The sequence below is a fragment of the Bradyrhizobium sp. CCBAU 53351 genome, assembly GCF_015291745.1.
Taxonomy (GTDB): Bacteria; Pseudomonadota; Alphaproteobacteria; order Rhizobiales; family Xanthobacteraceae; genus Bradyrhizobium.
The window spans coordinates 821,328-846,208 of record NZ_CP030059.1 but is presented as its reverse complement, the minus strand read 5'-3'; the positions used below and the strand labels follow the sequence as shown (position 1 = coordinate 846,208).

The 24,881-nt window shown below is 65.0% G+C and carries 26 protein-coding genes; 9 read left to right on the top strand and 17 right to left on the bottom strand.

Translation table 11 applies throughout. The features are described from left to right. The first annotated feature begins 32 nt into the window (after positions 1–32). Entirely contained in the window at positions 33–2,873 is a 2,841-nt protein-coding gene (locus XH83_RS03990) for a tetratricopeptide repeat protein (RefSeq protein ID WP_194405782.1), read from the top strand. Between the two features lie 6 nt (positions 2,874–2,879). Here the strand turns inward: XH83_RS03990 and XH83_RS03985 are convergent, their stop codons facing one another. Beyond that, positions 2,880–3,551, bottom strand: coding sequence for a response regulator transcription factor (locus tag XH83_RS03985; protein WP_194405781.1), 672 nt, complete (start codon positions 3,549–3,551; stop codon positions 2,880–2,882). 338 nt (positions 3,552–3,889) lie between these two features. Here XH83_RS03985 and XH83_RS03980 point away from each other — a divergent pair, with 338 nt between their 5' ends. Continuing rightward, positions 3,890–5,515: an MFS transporter gene (locus XH83_RS03980; protein ID WP_194405780.1), complete on the top strand. Its 1,626-nt coding sequence runs from the start codon at positions 3,890–3,892 to the stop codon at positions 5,513–5,515. A gap of 59 nt (positions 5,516–5,574) precedes the next feature. On the opposite strand, the gene XH83_RS03975 is transcribed toward XH83_RS03980, so the two are convergent. Together XH83_RS03975 and XH83_RS03970 are read right to left on the bottom strand one after the other, a co-directional pair. After that, a complete protein-coding gene (locus XH83_RS03975; RefSeq protein WP_194405779.1) occupies positions 5,575–6,051 on the bottom strand; it encodes a secondary thiamine-phosphate synthase enzyme YjbQ in 477 nt (158 codons plus the stop codon). Positions 6,052–6,156: 105 nt separating this feature from the next. Next, positions 6,157–6,618, bottom strand: coding sequence for a hypothetical protein (locus XH83_RS03970; RefSeq protein WP_194408155.1), 462 nt, complete (start codon positions 6,616–6,618; stop codon positions 6,157–6,159). A 443-nt stretch (positions 6,619–7,061) separates the two neighbouring features. Here XH83_RS03970 and XH83_RS03965 point away from each other — a divergent pair, with 443 nt between their 5' ends. The 5 genes from XH83_RS03965 to XH83_RS03945 all read left to right on the top strand — a co-directional run bounded on the left by XH83_RS03965 (position 7,062) and on the right by XH83_RS03945 (position 9,700). Then, positions 7,062–7,436 carry an AtpZ/AtpI family protein gene (locus tag XH83_RS03965; protein ID WP_063197865.1) on the top strand — a complete coding sequence of 125 codons (375 nt, stop codon included), beginning with the start codon at positions 7,062–7,064 and terminating at the stop codon, positions 7,434–7,436. 109 nt (positions 7,437–7,545) lie between these two features. Then, positions 7,546–8,295 carry a F0F1 ATP synthase subunit A gene (locus tag XH83_RS03960; RefSeq protein WP_007605089.1) on the top strand — a complete coding sequence of 250 codons (750 nt, stop codon included), beginning with the start codon at positions 7,546–7,548 and terminating at the stop codon, positions 8,293–8,295. A gap of 53 nt (positions 8,296–8,348) precedes the next feature. Then, positions 8,349–8,579 (top strand): F0F1 ATP synthase subunit C, encoded by a 231-nt coding sequence (locus XH83_RS03955; RefSeq protein WP_007599451.1) that lies wholly within the window; start codon positions 8,349–8,351, stop codon positions 8,577–8,579. Positions 8,580–8,641: 62 nt separating this feature from the next. Next, complete coding sequence (locus XH83_RS03950; protein WP_194405778.1) at positions 8,642–9,208, top strand: F0F1 ATP synthase subunit B; 567 nt, start codon at positions 8,642–8,644, stop codon at positions 9,206–9,208. A gap of 6 nt (positions 9,209–9,214) precedes the next feature. After that, a complete protein-coding gene (locus XH83_RS03945; protein WP_194405777.1) occupies positions 9,215–9,700 on the top strand; it encodes an ATP F0F1 synthase subunit B in 486 nt (161 codons plus the stop codon). A 154-nt stretch (positions 9,701–9,854) separates the two neighbouring features. Here the strand turns inward: XH83_RS03945 and XH83_RS03940 are convergent, their stop codons facing one another. The 5 genes from XH83_RS03940 to XH83_RS03920 form a co-directional block, all read right to left on the bottom strand. Then, entirely contained in the window at positions 9,855–10,505 is a 651-nt protein-coding gene (locus XH83_RS03940; RefSeq protein ID WP_194405776.1) for a hypothetical protein, read from the bottom strand. Positions 10,506–10,625: 120 nt separating this feature from the next. After that, positions 10,626–11,213: a GNAT family N-acetyltransferase gene (locus XH83_RS03935; RefSeq protein WP_011084002.1), complete on the bottom strand. Its 588-nt coding sequence runs from the start codon at positions 11,211–11,213 to the stop codon at positions 10,626–10,628. A gap of 39 nt (positions 11,214–11,252) precedes the next feature. Beyond that, positions 11,253–12,542, bottom strand: coding sequence for a pitrilysin family protein (locus tag XH83_RS03930; protein WP_194405775.1), 1,290 nt, complete (start codon positions 12,540–12,542; stop codon positions 11,253–11,255). Further along, on the bottom strand, positions 12,539–13,957 hold the full coding sequence (thrC, locus tag XH83_RS03925) for a threonine synthase (RefSeq protein ID WP_194405774.1): 1,419 nt from the start codon (positions 13,955–13,957) through the stop codon (positions 12,539–12,541). The genes XH83_RS03930 and thrC overlap by 4 nt, the downstream gene beginning before the upstream one ends. Before the next feature lie 568 nt (positions 13,958–14,525). Beyond that, complete coding sequence (locus tag XH83_RS03920; protein WP_194405773.1) at positions 14,526–15,170, bottom strand: response regulator transcription factor; 645 nt, start codon at positions 15,168–15,170, stop codon at positions 14,526–14,528. Between the two features lie 87 nt (positions 15,171–15,257). On the opposite strand from XH83_RS03920, the gene XH83_RS03915 reads away from it, so the two are divergent. Next, positions 15,258–16,598 carry a histidine kinase gene (locus XH83_RS03915; protein ID WP_194405772.1) on the top strand — a complete coding sequence of 447 codons (1,341 nt, stop codon included), beginning with the start codon at positions 15,258–15,260 and terminating at the stop codon, positions 16,596–16,598. Positions 16,599–16,694: 96 nt separating this feature from the next. Here the strand turns inward: XH83_RS03915 and XH83_RS03910 are convergent, their stop codons facing one another. The 9 genes from XH83_RS03910 to coxB all read right to left on the bottom strand — a co-directional run bounded on the left by XH83_RS03910 (position 16,695) and on the right by coxB (position 23,786). Beyond that, a complete protein-coding gene (locus XH83_RS03910) occupies positions 16,695–17,063 on the bottom strand; it encodes a nuclear transport factor 2 family protein (RefSeq protein WP_194405771.1) in 369 nt (122 codons plus the stop codon). 114 nt (positions 17,064–17,177) lie between these two features. Continuing rightward, the gene (locus XH83_RS03905) at positions 17,178–17,930 is read right to left on the bottom strand and encodes an SURF1 family protein (RefSeq protein WP_194405770.1); all 753 of its coding nucleotides are present in this window, start codon (positions 17,928–17,930) and stop codon (positions 17,178–17,180) included. Further along, a complete protein-coding gene (locus XH83_RS03900; protein ID WP_194405769.1) occupies positions 17,927–18,328 on the bottom strand; it encodes a DUF983 domain-containing protein in 402 nt (133 codons plus the stop codon). The genes XH83_RS03905 and XH83_RS03900 overlap by 4 nt, the downstream gene beginning before the upstream one ends. 98 nt (positions 18,329–18,426) lie before the next feature. Next, on the bottom strand, positions 18,427–19,323 hold the full coding sequence (locus tag XH83_RS03895) for a cytochrome c oxidase subunit 3 (RefSeq protein ID WP_194405768.1): 897 nt from the start codon (positions 19,321–19,323) through the stop codon (positions 18,427–18,429). Positions 19,324–19,402: 79 nt separating this feature from the next. Next, the gene (locus tag XH83_RS03890) at positions 19,403–20,056 is read right to left on the bottom strand and encodes a cytochrome c oxidase assembly protein (RefSeq protein WP_194405767.1); all 654 of its coding nucleotides are present in this window, start codon (positions 20,054–20,056) and stop codon (positions 19,403–19,405) included. A gap of 5 nt (positions 20,057–20,061) precedes the next feature. Beyond that, complete coding sequence (locus tag XH83_RS03885) at positions 20,062–20,238, bottom strand: hypothetical protein (protein WP_063197888.1); 177 nt, start codon at positions 20,236–20,238, stop codon at positions 20,062–20,064. Next, the gene (locus XH83_RS03880; RefSeq protein ID WP_194405766.1) at positions 20,235–21,179 is read right to left on the bottom strand and encodes a heme o synthase; all 945 of its coding nucleotides are present in this window, start codon (positions 21,177–21,179) and stop codon (positions 20,235–20,237) included. Before XH83_RS03880 ends, XH83_RS03885 begins: the two co-directional genes overlap by 4 nt. A 60-nt stretch (positions 21,180–21,239) precedes the next feature. After that, complete coding sequence (ctaD, locus tag XH83_RS03875) at positions 21,240–22,859, bottom strand: cytochrome c oxidase subunit I (RefSeq protein WP_194405765.1); 1,620 nt, start codon at positions 22,857–22,859, stop codon at positions 21,240–21,242. A gap of 87 nt (positions 22,860–22,946) precedes the next feature. Beyond that, positions 22,947–23,786: a cytochrome c oxidase subunit II gene (gene coxB / locus XH83_RS03870; RefSeq protein WP_194405764.1), complete on the bottom strand. Its 840-nt coding sequence runs from the start codon at positions 23,784–23,786 to the stop codon at positions 22,947–22,949. Positions 23,787–24,247: 461 nt separating this feature from the next. Between coxB and XH83_RS03865 the strand changes: the two genes are divergently transcribed. Next, positions 24,248–24,793 carry an invasion associated locus B family protein gene (locus XH83_RS03865; protein WP_194405763.1) on the top strand — a complete coding sequence of 182 codons (546 nt, stop codon included), beginning with the start codon at positions 24,248–24,250 and terminating at the stop codon, positions 24,791–24,793. Positions 24,794–24,881 lie beyond the last annotated feature (88 nt).

Here is a 24,881-nt window from a genome sequence, read left to right as displayed (position 1 = left end):
TCGGGTCCTTCCGAAGGGACCAAGATTTCGCCATGACAGAGCCGGCCGTCACCGCGACGGGAACATTGTCGTTCGGGCCATTTTCCGTGACGCCGCATGAAAGGCTGGTGATGCGCAACGGCGTCGCGTTGCCGCTCGGCGCGAAAGCCTTCGACACGCTGATGGCGCTGATGTCGCGGCCGAATGAGGTCGTCAGCAAATGGGACCTGATGGCGCTGGTGTGGCCCGGCATCACCGTCGAGGAGACCAATCTGCGCTTTCATGTCGCAGCGCTTCGCAAGGCGCTCGGCGACGGCAAGGATGGCGCCCGCTACATCACGACGCTTTCCGGCCGCGGCTATTGCTTCGTGGCGCCGATCTCGCAGACAAATATCGCCCCGATGCAGCGCCTCGCGCCGCGGCTGGAATTGCCGCCCGTGAAACTGCCGAACCGGCTGCAGCGGATGGTCGGGCGCGACGATGCGATCGCCGCCGTCTCCGGCAAGCTCCTCGCCTCGCGCTTCGTCACGATCGTCGGCCCCGGCGGCGTCGGCAAGACCGCGGTCGCCGTGGCGATCGCGCACGACCTGCTCGAATCATTCTCCGATGCCGCGCACTTCGTGGACCTTGCCTCGCTCAGCGATCCCGATCTCGTGATCACCTCGATCCTGCTGATGCTTGGCCTGCCGGCGGAGACCGACGATCCCCTGCCCGCGCTGCTCGCGCATCTCAGGGACAAGCGGATGCTGTTGATCCTCGACAATTGCGAGCACGTCATCGCAGGGGCCGCACCGCTGGCCGCGGAGATCTTCCATGCGGCGCCGCACGTCCATATCCTCGCGACCAGCCGCGAAGCCCTGCGCGTCGAGGGCGAGCAGGTCTATCGATTGGCGCCGTTCGCCGTCCCGCCCGACAATTCCGGCCTGACCGCCGCCGCAGCACAGACCTATCCCGCACTTCAACTATTCCTCGAACGTGCCACAGCCGGCGGCGCGCAGATCACGCTCGACGATGCAAATGCCGCAGTCATCGCGAGGATCTGCCGCAAGCTCGACGGCATGGCGCTGGCGATCGAGCTCGCCGCGGGCCGGGTCGAAGCCTACGGCCTCGCGCAGACGGCCGCACTGCTCGACGAGCGTCTCAACCTGCTCTGGCAAGGCCAGCGGACGGCGCCACCCCGGCAGAAGACATTGCAGGCCACGATCGACTGGAGCTACGGGCTATTGTCGGATCGCGAACGCCTGGTGCTGCGCAGGCTCGCGGTCTTCGCCGGCCATTTCACCCTCGACGCGGCGCTCGAGGTCGTGCCGGACGGGCGCGTCGACCACGCTCATTTGTTCGATGCCGTCGACAGTCTCGTTGCCAAATCGATGGTCGCCCCGCGCCCGATCGGCGCCATGATGCGCTACCGCCTGCTCGACACCACGCGCGCCTATCTGCGCGAGATCGAGCCTGATGACGCGGCGCTCGCCGTCCGCCACGCGACCTACTACCGGAGATGGCTGGAACAGGCCGGCATGAGCTGGGCCAATGTGCCGAGCGCGGACGAACGGGCGGCTCACTTCTCCGCGCTTCACAACGTGCGCGCCGCGCTCGACTGGTGCTTCGGCGCGGGCGGCGATCTCGGCGCCGGCATCGCGCTCGCCGCCGCCGCGGCGCCGATCTTCCTGGCGATGTCTTTGTTGATCGAATGCCGGCGCTGGTCGGAACGTGCGCTGCTGGCAATGGTGCCCTCCGCGCGCGGCAGCGCCGAGGAAATGCACATCCAGGCCGCGCTCGGACTGACCTTGATGTTCACCCGCGGCGGCAGCGAAGCGGCGCGCAACGCCCTGAGCCGGAGCCTTGCGATCGCCGAGGCGCGCGGCGACCAGATCAACCAGCTCCAGCTGCTCGGCCGGATGCATATCTTTCACGAGCGGATGGGAGAGTTCGACGCCGCGCTTGGCTATGCGCAGCAGAGCCTCGCCGTCGCAAGGTCGCTAGGCGATGCGGCCTCGATCGCCCTCGCCCATTCCCTCCTCGGCGTCTCGCTGCATCTGGCAGGCAGGCATCGCGACGCGCTGAAGATGCTGGAGATGGCCTGGCGGGGACCGGGCACGGAACGAATCAGCACGGTCTACGGCTTCGATCATCGCAACCGGGCCGGCATCACGCTGGCCCGGGAGCTCTGGCTGCAGGGCCGGCCCGCGGATGCGCTGCAACTGGCGCGGCAGACGGTCAGCGAGGCTGCGCAGATGGATCATCCGATCACGCTCTGCATCGCGCTGATCTGGGCGGTCGCCATCGAGCTCTGGAGCGGCGACCTCGACGGCGCGGAGGAGGACATCGACCGCTTCATCGCGCACGCCAATTCGCGCTCGATGGGGCCCTATCTTGCGGTCGGCCGCGGCGTCAAAGGCGAGCTGGCGATCCGGCGCGGCGATGCCGCCGGTGGCGTCGAGACGATCGCGACTTGCCTGCGCGAGCTCCACGATGCCGGCTACGAGCTGCTGACCACGACCTTCAACATCGCGCTGGTCCAGGGCTTGCTCGCGCTCGGACGGTTCGAGCAGAGCGCGCACCTCATCGACGATGCGATCCGCCTGGTCGAGCGGAGCGGCGACCACCTCTACATGCCCGAACTGCTGCGGATGAAAGGCAAGGTCCTGTCACACCAGCCGGCGCCGCGGATGCAGGACGCCGAGGCCTGCCTGCTGCAGGCGCTGCAGCTCAGCCGCGCCCAAGGCGCGAAAGCCTGGGAACTGCGGGCGGTGGTCGATCTCGCCGGGCTCATCGGCGAACGCGGCCGGCGCGAGGAAGCGAAGGGATTGCTGCAATCGTCGCTTGAAGGCTTTGCCGAAGGTTCGGAGACGGCGGATATCCGGGCTGCCGATGCGCTTCTGAAGATGTTGTAGCGAGGCTTACCCCGTCGGGGTGCCCTGCTTCCACTGGCCGCCGGCGATCTTGGCGGCGGCGATCACCGCCTGGGTGCGGCTCTCGACGCCGAGCTTTTGCAGGATCGCCGAGACATGCGCCTTGATGGTGGCCTCGGAGACCCCGAGCTCGTAGGCGATCTGCTTGTTGAGCAGCCCCTCCGACAACATCATCAGGACCCGGACCTGCTGCGGCGTCAGCGTCACCAGGCGGTCGCGCAGGCGCGTCATGTCGGGATCGCTGGCTGCGGACAGGTCGGTGTCGGCGGGAACCCAGACGTCGCCCTCCATCACCTTGAGAATGGCGTCGCGCAAGGTCTCGACGCCGAACCGCTTCGGAATGAAGCCGGAGGCGCCGAAATCGAGCGAGCGGCGGATCGTGGCACCGTCGTCGGACGCCGAGACGATCACCACCGGGATCGCCGGATATTGCGCCCGCAGGTAGATCAGGCCGGAAAAGCCCGAGATCCCGGGCATCGAGAGGTCGAGCAGAATCAGATCGACGTCCGAGGCCTGTTCCAGGAGCTTGGTCAGATCCTCGAACGACCCGGCCTCGTCGATTTGGGCCGAGTTCAGGACGCCGGCCACCGCCTGTCGCAGCGCGTCGCGGAACAAGGGATGGTCATCGGCGATGACGAGATGGGTCGAGGGAGCGTTCATCGTTCTCTTGCTGTCGTTCGCGGGCCGGCAGACCGATCCCGGATGAACCAATTCTTCCCCGAGCGGACGTGGCATGCAAGTGCACATTATCCCTTTGCTGCAAAGGGGTTAATCTTGGAATCTCCGTGGCGGCACGCCGTTGCCCGATACCGGACGTCAGCTGCACGTCAGTGCGCAAGGCCGAAAGTCGTATTGGGGCGGCTTTCACGCCGATGTTACCTTGCGGGCAAGACCTGGGTTGATCCGGCATGTCCGGACATCCGGGGCGCGAGGAAACGCATTTCGGGGAGCGATTCAATATGTCGACGATGGCTGTGTCTCAAGCACGCGCGGGAGGGATGACAAAGGACGAACGGTTCGTCATCCTCGCTTCCTCGCTCGGTACCGTCTTCGAGTGGTACGACTTCTACCTCTACGGTTCACTCGCCGGCATCATCGGCGCGCAGTTCTTCTCGGCCTATCCGCCGGCAACCCGCGACATCTTCGCGCTGCTGGCGTTCGCAGCCGGCTTCCTGGTCCGCCCGTTCGGCGCGATCGTGTTCGGCCGCGTCGGCGACATCGTCGGCCGCAAATACACCTTCCTCGTCACCATCCTGATCATGGGTCTGTCGACCTTCATCGTCGGCCTGCTGCCAAACGCGGCGACCATCGGCATCGCGGCCCCGATCATCCTGATCGCGCTGCGCCTCGCCCAGGGCCTGGCGCTCGGCGGTGAGTACGGCGGTGCGGCGACCTATGTCGCGGAGCACGCTCCGAACGGCAAGCGCGGCTATTACACCTCCTTCATTCAGACCACCGCGACGCTCGGCCTGTTCCTGTCGCTGCTGGTGATCCTGTTCACCCGCAGCGCCCTCGGCGAACCCGACTTCGCCGCCTGGGGCTGGCGCATCCCGTTCCTGGTCTCGGTGCTGCTGCTCGGCGTCTCGGTCTGGATCCGGCTCCGCCTCAATGAATCCCCGATCTTCCAGAAGATGAAGGACGAGGGGAAGAGCTCGAAGGCGCCGCTGACGGAAGCCTTCGGCAACTGGCAGAACGGCAAGCTCGTGCTGCTCGCGCTGCTCGGCGGCGTGATGGGCCAGGGCGTGGTCTGGTACACCGGCCAGTTCTACGCGCTGTTCTTCCTGCAATCGATCCTGAAGGTCGACGGTTACACCGCCAACCTGCTGATCGCCTGGTCGCTACTGCTCGGCACCGGCTTCTTCATCGTGTTCGGCATGCTGTCCGACAAGATCGGCCGCAAGCCGATCATCCTCGGCGGCTGCCTGATCGCGGCACTGACCTTCTTCCCGATCTTCAAGATGATCACCACCAACGCCAACCCGGCGCTGGAGAAGGCCATCGAGCAGACCAAGGTCGAGGTTGTGGCCGATCCCGCGGGCTGCGGCGACCTGTTCAACCCGGTCGGCACCCGCGTCTTCACGGCACCTTGCGACACCGCGCGCGCCTTCCTATCGCAGTCGTCGGTCAAGTACTCGACCGCGCCGGGAGCCGCCGGCTCGGGCGTGAAGGTGATGGTCAACGGCAAGGAAGTCGCCTACACCAACGCCAAGGACAGCAACCCGGCAGTCCTCGCCGCCGTGCAGGCAGCCGGCTATCCGAAGGCCGGCGACGCCGGCATCGTGAAGATGGCGCATCCGTTCGACATCTTCCGTCCGCAGGTGGCCGCGATCATCGGGCTGCTGTTCGTCCTGGTGCTGTTCGTCACCATGGTGTACGGCCCGATCGCCGCGATGCTGGTCGAACTGTTCCCGACCCGCATCCGCTACACCTCGATGTCGCTGCCCTACCACATTGGTAACGGCTGGTTCGGCGGCCTGTTGCCGGCGACCGCCTTTGCCATCGTGGCCTCGACCGGCGACATCTATGCCGGCCTCTGGTACCCGATCATCTTCGCTTCGATTACCGTCGTGATCGGCTTGCTCTTCCTGCCCGAGACCAAGGACGTCGACATCAAGGCGACCTGATCGAAAGCACCGATCTCAACCAGCATCAACCGGCCGCGGTTTCCGCGGCCGGTTTTGTTTTATGGGATTGCTGAGCCGACGAATTGCAGCACCACCTCGCGCCGGTGCGGGCGCCTGCGATGCTCGATCAGATAGATCGCCTGCCAGGTGCCGAGTGCGAGCCTGCCGTTCAGCACCGGGACCTGAAGCGAGGCCCCGGTCAACATCGTCTTGACGTGTGCCGGCATGTCGTCCGGGCCTTCGGTGTCGTGGGTCCACCCGGCATTCTCCGGCGCGAGCCGGGACAGCGCGGTCGTGAGGTCGACGAGCACGGAAGGATCAGCGTTCTCCTGGATCGTCAGCGAGGCCGAGGTGTGGCGGATGAACAGCGTCAACGCACCGTCGCGCGCGCGAACCTCGTTGATGAATTTTGCAGCTTCGCCGGTGAGATCGGTGAAGCCATGACCCGATGTCTGCACAGTCAGCAGTGACGATGAGACGGTGGCGGCTTGCACCGTCGATGGCGCCGAGCGGGTGACGGATTTGGTAGATGTCATGGAAGGTCTCTCAACTCGGAAAGCCGCCGTGCCCAAGATCTTTCCCGATCATTGGAATTGGCGGGCACGCTTTGCTTTGCCGACCCTACGGCATCTCGCTATGAGCTAGATCTTTCCCGACACGTCCTTTTGCACCCGGTTGGCCATGTCGATCAGCCGCCGCCAGGCCTTTTCCAGAAACGACATCACGCGATCGACGTCCTGGTCGCTCGGCAGCGGGATCTCGATCTTGCGCTCGCCCTCGGCGCTCTTCGGTTCGGCTTTCTTCAGCGGGTCGGATTTCGGCAGCGCCTCGTCGACCTTGCCCGACACCGTCGGCCCCGCCGCGAGCTGTCCCTTCAGCTTCTCGACCTCGGCCTGGAGCCGGCCGATCTCGGCATCGAGTGCGGTCCGTTCGTCCGGCACTACATAGCAGGCCCAGCCGGCGCCGTTCTTGCTGCAGGTCGAGACCGTGCCGGTGCGGGTGTCGAGCCGCAGCACGCCCTCGGGAATGGGCGTCATGCTGTAGCGACCGTTTTCGCTGTCGGGCGTCGCCGGCGCGGCCATGAGACCGCCGCCTATCGCCATCGCCGCGGCAAACGCCGCCGCCGCAAGCCAGGATGTGGCGCAGGATCTTGCGCAGGATGTTGTGGATGATTTCAGGGGTCTCATCGCGCTCTCCGCCACGACGTGGAGGTGGCAATCCGGCAAATTCTACACCCCGGCGTGGCGATCCGCCGCCCAAAACGCACACCGGCATCAACGATCCCGGCGGCGTCTTTGATCCCGGCGGCACGGCGAAAGGCCGGTCGCGTCCGCCGATCCCGAGGCGAGCTGCTGCGGTGCGGCGTCACGCTGTGTGCAGCGCTGCCGTGCACGCCAATATCTCCAAATAAATCAGATACATAAACGAAAGCGACGCAATCGTGACTTGGCTTGACTTGATTATAGGCCATCAGTATGGTCCGCGCGGCTTTTGAGGGTGGCGGGCGCAATTTCCATTCAGCCGCGGCGTTTCGGGTCTTCGTTGCATGACACAGGGCACGGGACACGGCGAGAATGGGGATCGCGATAAATCGTCCGAGGAAGCTGCGCTTTCCGAACGGCTCGGAAGTCTTGATCAGAGGTTGTCCGAATTTCGCGACCGCCGGATCAAGACCGAGCAACCCGCAGGTGACGGTGGAGACGGAGCGGCCAGAGCCTCGGCGATGGCGCTAGGTTTCCGACTATCCTCGGAGTTGATCGCCGGCGTCGTGGTCGGAGCGGGGATTGGCTGGGGTTTCGACCGCTTGCTGTCGACCTCGCCTTTCGGGTTTATCGTGTTCCTGTTGCTGGGCTTCGTCGCCGGCGTAGTGAATGTGGTGAGAACGGCAGGCGCGGGTCAGAACAGGCGCGGTGGATCATAGCCGATCCGCACCATGAGATTGATCGTGCCGGTCTTGCCGGTACGGGCCGGCCCGGCCGGCAGACCGAGACCCGCCGGCATAGCCCGGCAGACCAAGAGATGCCGCGCTGATGAAAATCGATCCGATCCACCAGTTCAACATCGAGCCTCTCTTCACCCTGGGCCATATCGGCAATCACACGATCGCCTTCACCAATTCGTCGCTCTACATGCTGGTGGCGGTGGCGATCATCTCGATCCTGATGCTTGCCAGCGGCACGCAGCTGGTTCCCGGGCGCCTGCAGTCGGTCGCCGAGATCTCCTACGAATTCGTAGCCAGCACCATCCGTTCGACGGCCGGCGCGGAAGGCATGAAGTTCTTCCCGCTGATCTTCTCGCTGTTCATGTTCATCTGCGTCTCGAACCTGGTCGGCATCATCCCCTACACCTTCACGATCTCGAGCCATCTGATCGTGACGGCAGCGCTCGCGCTTCTGGTGTTCTTTACCGTGCTGATCTACGGCGTCGCCAAGAACGGCCTGAAATTCTTCTCGATCTTCGTGCCCCACGGCGTCCCCGGCTACATCCTGCCGCTGGTGATGTTCATCGAGATCCTGTCGTTCTTCCTGCGGCCGGTCTCCCACAGCGTCCGTCTGTTCGCCAACATGCTGGCCGGCCACATCGCGCTGAAGGTGTTCGCGGGCTTCGTCGCCATGCTCGGCTTCTCGCTCGGCGCACTCGGCTGGGTCGGCGGCGTGCTGCCGCTGGCGCTCACGGTCGCGCTGTACGCCCTCGAGATCCTGGTCGCGTTCCTGCAGGCCTATGTGTTTGCGATCCTGACCTGCATCTACCTCAACGACGCCATTCATCCGGGACACTGAGCGGTCCGGGGAATTTCCACCCACAACCCAATCTTTCTTCCAAGGAGTCTAAAATGGATCCGGCAGCAGCAAAACTTATCGGCGCGGGCATCGCATGCATCGGCATGGGCGGCGCGGGCGTCGGCGTCGGCGTGATCTTCGGCAACTACCTCGCCGCGGCGGTTCGCAACCCGTCGGCCGCTCAGGGCCAGTTCGGCAACCTGATCTTCGGCTTCGCCGTGACCGAAGCGCTCGGCATTTTCTCGCTGCTGATCGCGCTGCTGCTGCTGTTCGTTCCGCTCTGAGGACGACGTTCTTCGCGCCACTTCAACCGAAGCGGCGCGCTTGACAGCAACAGGAGTACTCCATGGCTGAGAGTCATGGCGGGGCGAAGGGTCCGGCGGCGGGCGCACACACCGAGGCTGACGGTGGTCACCACGGTGGCGGCTTTCCGCCGTTCGAGAGCAGCAACTATGCTTCGCAGCTGGTGTCGCTCGCGATCTTCTTCGTCGTGCTTTATGTGATCGTGTCCAAGCTCGCTCTGCCCAAGGTCGGCGGGGCGATCGAGGCGCGTCAGAACAAGATCGAGGGCGACCTCGCCGAAGCGCAGAAGCTGAAGGACCAGTCCGACGCGGCGCTGAAGGCCTATGAAAGCGAGCTCGCCTCGGCGCGTTCGCGGGCGCAGGCGATCGGCAACGAATCCCGCGACAAGGCGAATGCGCAGGCGGACGCCGAGCGCAAGGCCGTGGAAGAGCAACTGGCGGCCAAGCTCGCCGGGGCGGAAAAGACCATCGCCTCGACCCGCGCCGCCGCCATGAGCAACGTCCGCGGCATCGCGGCCGATGCGGCAGGTCAGATCGTGCAGCAGCTCACCGGCGTCGTCCCCGATGCCGCGTCAGTCAATGCCGCGGTCGATGCGTCGCTGAAAGGTTAGCCACAGATGTTCTTCGATCCTGAAACCTGGGTCGCCATCGCCTTCGTGATCCTGATGGTCGTGTTCGGCTATCTCGGGGTCTTCAAGTCGGCGATGACCGCGCTCGATCATCGTGCCGAGCGCATCAAGGCCGAGCTCGACGACGCCCAGCGCCTCAAGCAGGAAGCCGCCAAGGTGCTCGCCGACTACAAGGCGCGCACCGCCTCGGCCGAACGCGAGGCCGCCGAGATCATCGCCAACGCCAGAAGCGAAGCCGAGCGCATCGCGACCGAGGCCAAGGCGAAGATGGAAGACTTCGTCGCCCGCCGTACCAAGACCGCCGAGAGCAAGATCGCACTCGCCGAGGCCCAGGCGGTGGCCGATGTCCGCGCCGCCGCCGCGGAGGCCGCCGTCCAGGCCGCCTCGACGATCCTGTCGCAGTCGGTCAAGGGCCAGGTCGCCGACGATCTGCTCGCCAAGGGCATCAACGAAGTCCGGCAGAAGCTGAACTGAGGCAATTGCCTTCACCAATCAAAAGCCGGCGCGATGAGCGCCGGCTTTTTTGTTGGCTCAAGGGTTTCGTGTCCCGGACGCGGCGCGGCATGCAATGACGCGACGCAGAGCACCGCTGAAGAAGCGCTGCGCTGCGTCCGGGGCACTACCCGCCCTACTTCTTCTTCCGCCCCTTCGGCTCGGGCGAGAGCGCCTGCGGGTCGAAGCCGACATAGAAAATGTAGTTGTCGGCGACCGCGGGTGCCGGCACCGGATAGGTCATGTCCTCGATCACGAAGGTAAAGGGCACGCTGCCGCCCTCGGTCATGTCGACCGTGGTGCGGTAGGCCTTCGAGGCGATCACCTTCTCGCCGACGCCGCCCTGCACGACGGCGATGCGCAAGGGCACCTCGACGGAGGCAGGCGCGCCGGCGGGACCGGCGATCACGCGGCCCTGGATACCGATCCGGGCCGTGATGCCGCCGCTGCTGCGGGCACATTCGCGCGCCATCTTGGTGATCGAGGCCTGGAAGCGAATCTCATTGCCGACAGCCGGCTTGCCGCTGGCACCGACCGCATAGGTCGAGGCCCCCGCGCGCACCGTCACCTGGGGGCAATCGAGGTCGTCTTCGGCAGGCTGGCCGGGCGCCGGCGGCGGCTTGGGCTGGGCCGGCTCGTCGGACTTGCCGCCGAACAGGCTCTTGAAACGGTCGGTCAGTGACTGGGCCGCCACCGGCGAGACAGAGGCGAGCGACACCGACACAACAAGCGCGATCGCAGGCACCTGCTGCAGGACATTCCGCGACGACCGAAGCTGCTTCCCCATCAAAGCCCCTACTCCATGACAAAACCCGGCCGATCGCCGGCAGGCCCCGCGGGTTATATCGCCAAAATCGGCGAACCCAAGGCAGCAAAATGGGGGATTTGGCCACGCGAATCGGGCGGCTCAGCCGCGGAAATCCTCATGCAGCAGGCCGAACAGCAGATGATCCTGCCAGACCCCGTTGATGCAGAGGTAGCGGCGGGCGAGCCCCTCGCGTGAGAAACCGCACTTTTCCAGCACCCGGATCGACGGCGCATTGGTGGGGATGCAGGCCGCCTCGACCCGGTGCAAATTGAGCTCGCCGAACAGTGTCGGCAGCAGCACCCGCAGCGCCGCCGTCATGTAGCCGCGATGGGCATGGGGCTGCCCGACCCAATAGCCGATGGTGCCGGCCTGCACGATGCCGCGGCGGACATTGGCCAGCGTGATGCCGCCGACCATGGCGCCGTCGAGCTCGCGGAAGATCAGAAAGGGATAGGAGCGGTCCGCGGCGATGTCCTCGGAATAGCGGCGCAGACGGCGGCGAAAGCCTGAGCGGGTGAGATCGTCCGACGGCCAGATCGGCTCCCAGGGCGTCAGGTAGTCGCGGCTGGACTCACGCAGATGTGCCCATTGCAGGAAGTCCGACATCTGCGGCGCGCGCAGCAATAGCCCGTTGCCGCGCGGTGCGAGGGCGGCGGGTCCACTGGACGGCAGGCGAAAGAGGGCCATGGTGATGCTTCCCGGGGCAGATCGACCCGCGCGCGGCTCCTAATGCAGCCGCGCCTTGGCACGTGCCCGGGTCAATCCTTCCGCAAAAGACACCGCCGTGTCCAGACCCCTGCCACTGCCCAATGCGACAACGGCCGGCCGGCTCCGCGACAACAGCGCCCGCGCCGCGTCCCGGGTCGATTCGACGCTGACGGCGTCGATCCGGGCCACCAGCTCCTCCACCGTCTGCGGCCGCCCATAGGCAAGGACATGCCGGGCAAGCTGCTCGGCGCGGGACGAGCAGCTCTCCAGCGCCATCAGGAGGCCCGCCTTCATCTGCGCCTTGGCCCGCGCGATCTCGGCCTCGGTCAGCGTCTCCACCGAATCATTCATGATGTCGACCACGACCTCCATCATCTCCGGCGCGTCGGCCGGATCGGTACCGGTGTAGAGGCCGAAGAAGCCGGTGTCGGTATAGGGCGCGTGGAACGAATAGATGGAGTAGCAGAGGCCGCGCTTCTCGCGCACCTCCTGGAACAGGCGCGAGGACATTCCGCCGCCGAGGATGTTGGTGAAGACCTGGAGCGAGAACAGCGACAGATCGCTCTGCGGCACGCCTTCCAGTGCCAGCGTCAGATGCGCCTGCTCCAGCTCGCGATGCACCACCTTGGCGCCGCCCTTGCCGAACTGGGCGGTTTGCGGCTTCGGACCCGGCGTCCCCTCGAAAGTCGCGAAGCGCTTCTCGGCCTCGGCGACCACTTGGCTGTGATCGACCGCGCCGGCCGCCGCCACCACCATGTCGGGTCCGCGATAATGCGTCGAAAGATAGCCGCGCAGCATGTCGCGGTTGAAGGCGCGCAGCGTCTTGGCCGTGCCGAGCAGTGAGCGGCCCATCGGCTGGTCCGGATAGCAGAGCTCGTTGAGATGCTCGAAGACGACGTCGTCGGGTGTGTCCTGCGCGGCACCGATCTCCTGCACAATGACGTTCTTCTCGCGCTCCAGCTCGTCGGGCTCGAAGGCGGGATTGGCGAGGATGTCGGCGAGCACGTCGAGCGCGAGCGGCACGTCGGCCTTCAGCACCCGCGCGTAATAGGACGTGGTCTCGGTCGAGGTGCCGGCATTGAGGTCGCCGCCGACCGCCTCGATCTCCTCGACGATCTCGCGCGAGGAGCGCTTGGTCGTGCCCTTGAACGCCATGTGTTCCAAGAGATGCGAAATGCCGTGCTCGTTCGGCTTCTCGTCGCGGCCACCGACGCCGGCCCAGACACCGAGCGCCGCGGTCTCGAGATGGGGCATCTCGTCAGTGACGACGGTCAGGCCGGAGGCAAGCTTGGAAATCTCGACACTCATCCGGCAACTCCCTGCTTTGCGGCGCGGCTGACCGCCAGCACGAACCGCTCGACCTCGGCCTGATCGTTCTTCATCACCTTCATGTGTTCGGATTTGGTCATCAATCCGTCGAGCCAGGCCGGCAGTTGCGGCCGCTGGCCGCAGGCCGCTTCGACGGCGTCGGGGAATTTGGCCGGATGAGCGGTGGAAAGCACGATGCTCGGCACCCCAGTGTCCGTGGTGTCGCGATCGGCGACAGCGAGCGCCACTGCCGTATGGGGATCGACCAGCTCGCCCGCCTCGCGCCAGCCGGCACGGATCGCAGCCGCGGTCTCGGTCTCGTCGGCGCGACCGGCGTCGAACTCCTCGCGGATGGCGGCCAGTGTCGCATCGGGCAGCACGAAACGTCCAGACTGCTTCAGCGAATCCATCAGGCGGCGCACACCCGCCGCATCGCGCCGGCCAGCCTCGAACAGCAGCCGCTCGAAATTCGACGAGATCTGGATGTCCATCGACGGCGACGCGGTCGCGTGCACCTCGCGCACTTCGTAGATCCCCGTCTTCAGCGTGCGCGCGAGAATGTCGTTGACGTTGGCGGCGATGCGCAGGGTCCGCACCGGCAATCCCATGCGCTTGGCGACGTAGCCGGCAAAGATGTCGCCGAAATTGCCGGTCGGCACGACGAAATCCACCGCGCGCGCCGGCGCACCGACGGCAACGGCGGACGTGAAGTAGTAGACCACCTGGGCGACGATGCGCGCCCAGTTGATGGAATTGACGCCGGAGAGCGAGGTCGCATCGCGGAAGCGATGGTTGTTGAACATCCCCTTCACGAGCGCCTGGCAGTCGTCGAAATTTCCCTCGATGGCGAGCGCATGGACATTGGCCGCGCCCGTCGTCGTCATCATCCGCCGCTGCACCTCCGAGATGCGGCCGTGCGGAAACAGCACGATCAGATCCACGTTCTCGAGGCCGGCGAAAGCCTCCACCGCGGCGCCGCCGGTATCGCCCGACGTCGCGACCACGATGGTGGTGCGCTGACCGCGCTTGGCGAGCACATGGTCCATCAGCCGCGAGATGAGCTGCATCGCCACGTCCTTGAAGGCGAGCGTCGGACCGTGGAACAGCTCCAGCACGAATTGGTGCGGCGCCATCTGGCGCAGCGGCACCACCGCGGGATGGCGGAAGGTCGCATAGGCCTCGTTCGCCATGCGGCCGAGCTCGACATCGGTGATCTCGCCGCCGGTGAAGGGACGAATCACATCGACCGCGACCTCCCAATAGGGACGGCCGAAGAAACCGGCGATGGTCTCGCTGGAGAGCTGCGGCCAGATGTTCGGCACATACAGGCCGCCGTCGCGGGCAAGCCCGGTCAGCATCACGTCGCAGAAGCCGAGTTCGGGGGCCTCGCCCCGGGTCGAGATATAACGAGTCAAACTGCCCTCCAAAGGCCGAGCGGCCTGCGCCGCTCGTTAAGCCTTTGATTTCACGAAATTACTTGTTAGCGGCCAGAGGCTTTGGGCCACCATAAAGTGTTTTGCGGCATCGGGAAACCGCTTCCCGCCTCTCCCCCGGTCAACGAAAAGGGGCTGCGGCGATGCCGCAGCCCCTCTCTTGGAAGGTCTGTCGTTGATGTGTGCAGACCGATTTGCCTCTCGGGGTCGTCGCCCCCTCAAAACTGTTCGCGCAACTCTTTCGTCGCCTGTCACGAAACCGTCAAGGGCGAAAACGATGAGGGCAAGCAAATGTTCCTATTTTTCCCGATCGAGATCCGGGCCCGGCAAACGCTCCCGTGCAGCAGCACGTCGCACATTGCCGCTCTTTCCCGAATTATGGGATTCGTTGGGAACGAACCCTGCCTCCGCCCATTGGGGTCGGCGGATGGGTGTCGGCGGTGTCCATGCATTGCCCGGCTGCGCGCTGACACCGATCCGTCCCGCCGAACCGGCTGGAGCGGCCGGTTCGGCGCTTCCGGGCCGGTGGTGCCCGGGCAGCCCCGGGACGTCAATTCATCCCGATTTCCACTGCGATCCTGATCAGGTCGGAGTGGTTCTTGGCCCCCAATTTCTGCTTGAGCAGGGACGTGGTGTTGGCGACCGTCTTGTAGGAGATGCCGAGCGCTTCCGCGACTTCCACGATCTTGTCGCCGCGTCCGAGCAGGCGGAGAATCTCGAGCTCCCGCGGCGTCATCTGCGAGGCCGGGTTGGCCTTGATCGCCGCGCCGGAAAACGTCACGGCTTCCGCGAGTTGCGGTGAGATGAAATTGTCGCCCGCGACCACCTTGCGCACCGCTTTCAGCAGGATCCTGGGATCGTCGCCCTTGGAAACATAACCCTGCGCCCCAAGCTCGACTGCCCGCACCACGAAGGCCGGATCGTCGTTCATGCTGAACATGATGATCTTGGCGTCGGGATCGTCCTTGCGGATCCGTCGCATCAGCTCGAAGCCGGAGACATCGGGCAGGCTGATGTCGATCACGGCGACGTCTGGACGCTTGCTGACATAGGCGCGATGCCCGGATTTGGCGTCCGTCGCCTCCTCGATACGGATCGAATGGTCGGACGCGAACAGGGTGCGGCAACCGGACAGCACCACGGGATGGTCGTCGACGATCAGGACCCGGGTCCCCGGCTTGGCAGTATCTTGCATCGCGCGCTCTCTTGTTTTCTTGACTCATAGACCGCCGGGAACAAATGGAAAGAGCAAATCCCGCCGATGCGCGTTAGAATTGACCTAATGTGGCACCAACTGTCGTTCAGAACACAACTGTTTCTTCCGCTCGGCGCGAGTTTTCTCGCCGCGCTGATCCTGGGCGGCATATTGCTGCAGATATTTGCAACCGGGCAGCTTGCCGATGAGAACGAGCCGGCCCGGCGCTCGACCAGGATTCTTGCCACCGCGCTCAACAACACGCTGCGCGCCTCGGACAATCCGCAGAAGACGCTGGATGCCTTCGTCCAGTCGCTGGACACCTCCTCCGATATTCAATTCCGTCGGGTCGAAGAGGGTCCTTCTCCCTCCCCGAGAGATGACACGCGCAACCTGAAGCTGGTTCCAGGGTGGTTCATCAATCTTCTGACCATACCGGACATGGATACCGCGTCTGCTGTGGTCATTGATGGCAAGCACATCGGCGATATCGTGTTTTTGCCGGATCTGTCAGCCGACCTATTCGAGAAGTGGATCGGCTTTCTCGCTTTGACCAGTCTCGTCGCCATGCTGATGGTGCTCACTGGAATTATCGCCTACGCCTTCACTGGATCGGCTCTGCGCCCCCTGCAGCATCTCGGCAAAGGCCTGACGCGGATGCGGCGTGGCGATTACGCGACGCCGATCCCGGTCGGAGGGCCGCCCGAGATTCGGCAGAGCTGTGCGGAGGCAAACGCGCTGGCGGCAACGCTCGCGCAATTGAGCCAGGACAATCGCGATCTGATGCATCGTCTGGTATCGCTCCAGGACGACGAGCGGCGCGATCTCGCCCGCGAATTGCACGACGAACTCGGACCGCTGCTGTTCAGCATCCGCGCCGGCACGATCGCACTGATCGACGCCTCGCCCCAGGCGGGAAATCTCGGCAACTCGGCGGAAGAGGTGCTGCAATCGGTCGAAGCGCTGCAGCAGACCAACCGGCGCATCCTCGATCGGCTGCGGCCGCTCTACATCGAGGAGCTGGGCCTTGCGACCAGCGTGCAGACGCTGCTCCGAAACTTTCGCAAGCAGGCGCCTCATATCATCCTGACGGATACGATCGATCCGGATCTCGACGTGATCGACGGGCCGTTGGCGCGTACCGTCTATCGCGTGATCCAGGAGTCACTGACCAACGTGCTGCGCCACGCCAAGGCCGGCAGCGCCCATGTCCAGGCGACCATCGCCGGCGAAACACTGATCGTCGAGATCTCCGACGACGGCGGCGGCTTCCCCGCCGACAATGCCTTCGGCCGCGGCCTGACCGGCATGCATGAGCGCGTGCGCGCGCTCAGCGGATCGCTGTCACTGCTGCGCGTGGACGAGCGAACCTATGTCCGTTGCCGCCTTCCGGCCGAGACGACACGCGAGGCGCCGGCCAGCGGCTAAAGCGCAACGCGATGAGGAAGAATCGTCATCGCGCTCTAGGTTGTTCTTCAAGCGTGATCTCTTCGGAAAACCGCTGCGCACTTTTTCGATCGTGCTTCAGCAGGCGCAACAGCCGTCATGCGCGTTCTGCCGCGCCGGCTCGCACAGCGTGCTGCGGATCTTGCCTTCCGGACTGAAGCGAAAGGAGGCGTGAATGCGCAGCGCGCCGGCGACGGAATATTCGAGATCGACGCCATGGGGCGCCGGGCGAATTTCCTCCAGCCCGAAACCCGCCAGCGAGAACGCGCTGAGCCGCGGCTGCCAATAGGCCTCAAGCTCGCTCCGGCCGCGATAGCGCCGCGCGCCGTTGCACGTGCATTCGACCTGGGCGTCGTCCGCATAGAGGTCGAGCAACGTCGTGAGGTCGCCCTTCCGGCAGGCGTCCAGCCAGTCGACGACAATTCCCATCTGATCGAAATCGCTCACGCCGCAATCCTGTCTGCCGCGGGAAACCACTGGCGGCTTAGGACCACACTCGTGAATGTGCGCTGAATAATAAACCCCGGGCGATACCGGGTTCCCGCGCGGAGACCGACCAGCTCAGCTCTGCCGCCGGCCTCTGGCCCACACCGCAAAGGCGATCAGCACGGCGCCCGCGAGCAAGAACCAGGTGACGGCATATTGCAGGTGGTCATCCTTCAGATGCACGTCGAGCGGCCCCGGACGGGGAATGCCGTTCTCGGGCGCCGGCTGCTCGAGATCCACATAGAACGGCGCCACCGCGCCCCAGCCGAGCGCGCTTGCGATGGCCGGATGATCGCGCACGAACCAGAGCCGCTTGTCGCGGTTCTCCGTCGGCGTCAGCCAGCCGGCCGCCTCGGGAAAGCGCAGATAGCCCGTGAACGCGACCGGCTGCCCGGTCACGAGCTTCTTCACCGCGCGATCCTCGACGCCGCGGTCCTGCATGGTGTTCTCGACGAAGCCCGCATCGATCACGACCGTCTCGCCGCTCGGAAGCCGCGCCGGCAGGAACGCCCAGGTGCCGGGGCCGGAGGCATCCTTGCGCACCGCCGAGCCGGACGAATAGACCATCGCATCGGGCAGGGCCGCGTAGGTCGCCGTGAAGCTGACGCGGCGGAATTCGTCGCGTGCGGGATTGAGCGCAGCCCATTGGGCCGGTGACGGCAGCGCGATGGGCGCCGCGGCAAGCCGCTCGGTGAGCGCCGCGATCAGCTCGTGCTTTGCGGTCCGCCGCTGCAATTGCCAAAGGCCGAGCGCCAGCAGAACAGCCGTCAGGAACAGCGTGAACAGCGCGAAGCCGGCCACGCGAGGCTTGCGCGCGGGCTGGTTCATTTCGTGCGGTCGACCAGTCGGCCCGGCGCCGCCTTGTGGTGGAATTGCAGCGCGATCAGCAGCGACTTCATCGCACGCAGCGGCAACAGCGTGGTGGCCAGGATCAGCGGCAACCACAGCACCGCATGCAGCCAGTATGGCGGCTGGTATTTGACCTCGACGATGAGCGCTGCCGCAACGACGATCCCGCCGGCCAGCATGATGATGAAGATCGCCGGACCATCGCCGGTATCGATGAAGGCGTAGTCGAGACCGCAGCGCTCGCAGGCGGGCGCGAGGTTGAGGAAGCCCGCATAGAGCTTGCCCTGGCCGCAACGCGGACATCTGCAGGCAAGCCCGCGCAGCGCGCTCTGCAGGACGGTGGTCTCGGGCTCGGATTTGCCGGCGGTGTCGTTCATGATGGCGGACTCTATCACACTTCTCGCCGAAACTTGCGGCGTCCCAAATGCGAAAGGGCGGCCCTGCGGCCGCCCTTTGTGATCATCTGCCTCGCGGCTCAGTGCGCGCCGTGGGCCATGGTCTCGGCGCCGTGTCCCCAGACGTAGATGCAGAGGAACAGGAACAGCCAGACCACGTCGACGAAGTGCCAGTACCAGGCGGCGAACTCGAAGCCGAGGTGCTGCTTCGGCGTGAAGTGGCCGGCATAGGCGCGGAACAGACACACGAGCAGGAAGATGGTGCCGACCAGCACGTGGAAGCCGTGGAAGCCGGTCGCCATGAAGAAGGTCGCGCCGTAGACGTTGCCGCCGAACGAGAACGCCGCATGGCCGTACTCATAGGCCTGCACGCAGGTGAAAAGCGCGCCGAGCACGACGGTGAGGATCAGGCCGTATTTCAGGCCCTGGCGGTCGTTCTCGAGCAGCGCGTGGTGCGCCCAGGTCACGGTGGTGCCCGAGGTCAGCAGGATCAGCGTGTTCAGGAGCGGCAGGTGCCAGGGATCGAAAGTCTCGATGCCCTTCGGCGGCCAGGTGCCGGGGACCGCGCAGGCGCCGGCCTGGGTGCCAAGGCCGCAGCCGAACACGGCGTCGCGGGTGGCGTGGACCGCGTCGGCCGGAAACAGCGCCGCGTTGAAATAGGCCCAGAACCAGGCGACGAAGAACATCACCTCGGAGGCGATGAACAGGATCATGCCGTAGCGGTGATGCAGCTGCACGACGCGGGTGTGGTCGCCCTTGTACTGGGCTTCCTTGATCACGTCGCCCCACCAGCTCACCATCGTGTAGAGCACGCCCACGGTGCCGACGCCGAACACGATCGGCGCGGCCGAGTACATGTGATGCATCCAGGAGATCGCGCCGACCGCCATGATGAAGGCCGAGAGCGAACCGACGGCCGGCCACGGAGAGGGATCGACCAGATGATAGTCGTGATGCTTGGTGTGCGCCGTTGCCATTTGCGGTCTCTCTCCTCAATCCCGTGCCTGTCAGGCACTTATCCCCTTGGTTCCGACCTTGCGAGCGCGAGCCCGGCGGTCAGAGATTTCCCTTGCGCTTGTCGCCTTCGCCCGATGCCAGCGGCTTCACCACGGGATCCTTCACCGGATAGAAGGTGTAGGACAGCGTGATCGTGTTGAGCCCGTCGTTCTCGTGATCCTCGGTGATCGACGGGTCGACGTAGAACACAACGGGCATCTCCCGCTTCTCGCCGGGCGCCATGGTCTGCTCGGTGAAGCAGAAGCAGTTGATCTTCTGGAAGTAGGATCCGACCGTCAGCGGCGCGACATTGTAGGCGGCCTGGGCGGCCGTGGTGCGCGCGGCCTGGTTGGTCACGGTGTAGAAGACGGTCACGACCTCTCCGATCTTGACCTCGATCTCGTTCTGCTCCGGCTCGAACTTCCAGGGCAGGCCGGGCGCGACGTTGGAATCGAAACGCACGGAGATCTTCCGCGCGATCGGCCCCGTGGCCGGCGCGGAGGTCGCGACTTGCGTCGTGCCGTTGAAACCGGTGGCGCGGCAGAACCAATTGTAGAACGGCACCGCCGCGTAGGACGCACCGACCATCAGCGCGACCACGCCGCCGCAGATGGACGCAACCACCGCATCGCGGCCCAGCCCACGGCGCTTGGCCGGCTTACGATCGCCCGGCTTGGCGCTGACATCCTGCGATATGGTCGGCTCGTGATTCATCTGTCCTACATCGGCCGCACGAGAACGGCCGGTCCCTTGACCATGGTGACGGCGAAGAACAGCACCACCAGCACGCCGAGCGCGAGTGCGATCGCGATCGAGCGCTGACGACGGCTCTTCTTCTGCGCCTCGGTGAGGACGATTCCGTCTGTCTCGGGTTTGTCGGCCATCGCGGTGATCATGCGCCCCCAACCATCGGAGCCAGTGCCCGGAACACGACCTCGGCCAGCAGGGTCGCGAACAGCACGAACAGATAGAGGATCGAGAAGGCAAACAGCTTGCGGGTCGCGCGCAGCGACGCAGCCCGCTCGCGGCGCATATAGACGTTGATCGCGAGCACCAGCATGCCGGCCCCCAGGATCAGCGAGACGATGCCGTAGACGGCGTCGAAATAGCCGAGCGCCCAGGGCGCCGCGGCGACCGCGATCAGCACGATGGTGTAGAGCAGGATCTGCAGGCGCGTCGCATCGGGACCGGCGACGTTGGGCAGCATCGGAATGCCGGCGCGCGCGTAGTCGTCGGAGCGGAACAGCGCCAGCGCCCAGAAGTGCGGCGGGGTCCAGAAGAAGATGATGGCGAACAGCAGCAGCGGCTCGACGTCGACCGTGCCCGTGACGGCAGCCCAGGCCACAACCGGCGGCAGCGCACCGGCGGCGCCGCCGATCACGATGTTCTGCGCGGTCCAGCGCTTCAGGCCCATCGTGTAGATCACGACGTAGAAGAAGATGGTGAAGGCGAGCAGGCTGCCCGCGATCCAGTTGACGAGGATGCCGAGCGTCATCACCGAGAAGAAGGACAGCGTCAGGCCGAACGCCATCGCCTCGGGGCGGGTGATGCGGCCGCGCGGGATCGGCCGGTTCGCCGTGCGAGACATCTTGGAGTCGATGTCGCCTTCGAGCGCCATATTGAGCGCGCCGGAGGCGCCGGCACCGACGGCGATGCAGAGCAGCGAGGTCAACGCGAGCACGGGGTGGAAGTGTCCGGGCGCCATCGCCATCCCGACCAGCGCGGTGAAGATCACCAGCGACATCACCCGCGGCTTCAACAGCGCGATGTAGTCGCCGACCTCCGCCTCGGAGATGCGGGGATTGATGTCGATGGCGTTCTGGTCGAGGACGGACACGAATTCAACTCGCTTCGTTAGAAGAGCCGCGGCGCCCGTGACGGGCGCCGCGGGAGATCGTTACTGAACGCGGGGCAGCACTTCGAACTGGTGGAAGGGCGGCGGCGAGGGCAGCGTCCATTCCAGCGTGGTCGCACCGGCACCCCACGGATTGTCGCCCGCCGGCACCTTCTTCATGAAGGCGTCGAACACGCAGTAGAGGAAGATCAGCACGCCGAAGCCGGAGATGTAGGAGCCGACCGACGAGACCAGATTCCAGCCCGCGAACGCATCGGGATAGTCGACATAGCGGCGCGGCATGCCCGACAGGCCGAGAAAGTGCTGCGGGAAGAACACCAGGTTGACGCCGATGAAGGTGACCCAGAAGTGCGCCTTCGCGAGCGTCTCGTTGTACATGTAGCCCGACATCTTCGGGAACCAGTAGTACCAGCCGGCGAAGATTCCGAACACCGCACCCAGCGACAGCACGTAGTGGAAGTGCGCGACGACGTAGTAGGTCTCCTGCAGCACGCGGTCGACGCCGGCATTCGCCAGCACGACGCCGGTGACGCCACCGACGGTGAACAGGAAGATGAAGCCCACCGCCCAGATCATCGGCGCCCGGAATTCGATCGAACCGCCCCACATCGTGGCGATCCAGGAGAAGATCTTCACGCCGGTCGGAACCGCGATGACCATGGTCGCGGCGACGAAATAGGCCTGTGTCGCCGAGGACATGCCGACCGTGTACATGTGGTGCGCCCACACCACGAAGCCGATGCCGCCGATCGCGACCATGGCGTAGGCCATGCCGAGATAGCCGAACACGGGCTTGCGCGAGAAGGTCGAGACGATCTGGCTGATCATGCCGAAGGCGGGCAGGATCAGGATGTACACTTCGGGGTGGCCGAAGAACCAGAACAGATGCTGGAACAGCACGGGGTCGCCGCCGCCTTCGGGGTTGAAGAACGTCGTGTGGAAGTTGCGGTCGGTGAGCAGCATGGTGATCGCACCGGCAAGCACCGGCAGCGACAGCAGCAGCAGGAACACCGTCACCAGGATCGACCACACGAACAGCGGCATCTTGTGCAGGGTCATGCCCGGCGCGCGCATGTTGAAGATCGTGGTGATGAAGTTGATGGCGCCGAGGATCGACGAAGCGCCTGCCAGATGGAGCGACAGGATCGCGAAGTCGACGGCCGGACCCGGATGGCCGGAGGCCGACAGCGGCACGTACATGGTCCAGCCCGCGCCGACGCCGTTGGCGCCCGGCTCGCCCTCGACGAAGGTCGACATCAACAGCAGCGCGAACGAGGCCGGCAGCAGCCAGAAGGAGATGTTGTTCATGCGCGGGAACGCCATGTCCGGCGCGCCGATCATCAGCGGGACGAACCAGTTGCCGAAGCCGCCGATCATCGCGGGCATGACCATGAAGAAGATCATGATCAGACCGTGAGAGGTCACGAACACGTTATAGGTGTGCGTCTCGTGGAAGATCTGCACGCCCGGATACATCAGCTCGGCACGGATCGCGATCGACATCGCGGCGCCGATGACGCCGGCGATGACCGCGAAGATCAGGTACATCGTGCCGATGTCCTTGTGGTTGGTCGAATAGACGTAACGGCGCCATCCGGTCGGATGGGCGTGCTCGTCATGTCCGTGGGCGTGATCGCCGTGTGCCGCTGCGCTCGTTGCCATTTTCAAATCCTGCCTTGCGTCCCGTTCGGACCTCCAGGAGGTCCCGCCCTTCTATCGCTTTCAGTCCCTCACGCCGTCACCCGACGCTTACTGCGTCGGGCCGGCCGCGGAGGCGTAGGTGCTGGTGCCGCCGCTCGCAAATTTCTTCTTCGCGGTCTCGACCCAGGAGGCGAATTCCTGGTCCTCCACGACGCGAATCGCGATCGGCATGAAGGCGTGGTCCTTGCCGCACAGCTCCGAGCACTGGCCGTAGAACATGCCGGTCTTGGTGGCCTTGAACCAGGTCTCGTTCAGGCGACCCGGAATGGCGTCGATCTTGACGCCGAAAGCCGGCAGCGCAAAGGCGTGGATGACGTCCGCGCCGGTGACCTGGACGCGAATCACCTTGTTGACCGGAACCACCATCTCGTTGTCGACGCCGAGCAGACGGGGCTGCTTGTCCTGCGCCATCAGCGAGTCGAACTCGAACTTGCCGTTATCCGGATAAGCATAAGACCAGTACCACTGCTTGCCGGTCGCCTTGATGGTCAGATCCGCCTTCGGCACGTCGAGCTCGAGGAACAGAAGCCGGAACGACGGCACCGAAATGCCGACCAGGATCAGCACCGGAACGAGCGTCCAGGCGACCTCGATCAGCGTGTTGTGGGTGGTCCGCGACGGCACCGGATTGGCCCGCGCGTTGAACTTGATGACCACGACCACCAGCAGCGCCAGAACGAACAGCGTGATCAGCGTGATCAGCACGAACAGAAAATTGTGGAACCAGACGATGTTGTCCATCACCGGGGAACCGGACTCCTGAAGCGTCCATTCCCAGGGCTTCGGCTGTCCGAGCTCGGCAAATGCCGCACCGCCTGTCGCCAGCGTCAGACCCGCCACGGCCAATCCCAGCAAGTGCCGGCCTATCCGGCCCATCGACATCCTCATGCCGTTCGCGCTCCCCTTACGAAGTCACCCCAAGTGCGCTCCCCTGTGTCCGGGAAACGCTTATTCGATCCGCCCGCCTGACAAACCGCCGCGCAAGAATACCTCTAAGAGGAATTGGGGCCAGATCGCTAGAACGCCGAAATCAAGCCTCTCAAACCATAGTTTTTGATCTATCGCAATGCAGTCTTGAGCCCTGTCTGCCAGCGATCACCCGCAAGATATTTCCTAGTAAGATCAGACAAAAATACCGTTCGCCGGGATGCTGCCGCTTGACAGCGGAATTGCCCGCGTTAGGCACTGGCGGATGGCCGCGCAGGAACCTGATTCGTGCGGGCGGCGGCGGCGTGAGGCGGCGTGGAATTTGCTTGGGAATTGCCTTCAAGACGCCGTCATTCCCGTATCAGTCCGCCAGATTAGTCCGCCAAGCGCGAGCGAGGAAGGCGAGCAGAGGGACCGAGCCGATGGGGCTTTCGAAAGCGATGGCTAGGCCGGCGACAAGGCAGCTTAACCACCTCCCGGCGCTGGCCGCCATGCTGGTCTCGCTCGCCCTGCTGGCGCTTCCCGGCCTCGCCCATGCGCAGGGCGCAGTACGCTCCGTCCATGGCGACTGGCAAATTCGCTGCGACACGCCGCCGGGCGCCCAGACCGAGCAATGCGCCCTGATCCAGAGCGTGGTCGCGGAAGACCGTTCCAATGCCGGCCTGACCGTCATCGTGCTGAAGACCGCCGACCAGAAGAGCCGCCTGATGCGCGTGGTCGCACCGCTGGGGGTCCTGCTGCCCTCCGGCCTCGGCCTCAAGCTCGACAACCAGGACGTCGGCCGTGCCGGCTTCGTCCGCTGCCTGCCCAATGGCTGCGTCGCCGAGGTCGTCATGGACGACAAGCTGCTCGGCCAGCTCCGCACCGCCAAGACCGCCACCTTCATCATCTTCGAGACCCCCGAAGAAGGCATCGGCTTCCCGCTCAGCCTGAACGGCCTCGGCGAGGGCTACGACAAGCTGCCGTAGCGGGCGGTCTGTCGGTCGGCGAATCCTATTGTTTCCGTAATGTGAGGCTTGGCGCTCTCGCGGAACCGGTCCGAAACCATTATCTTGC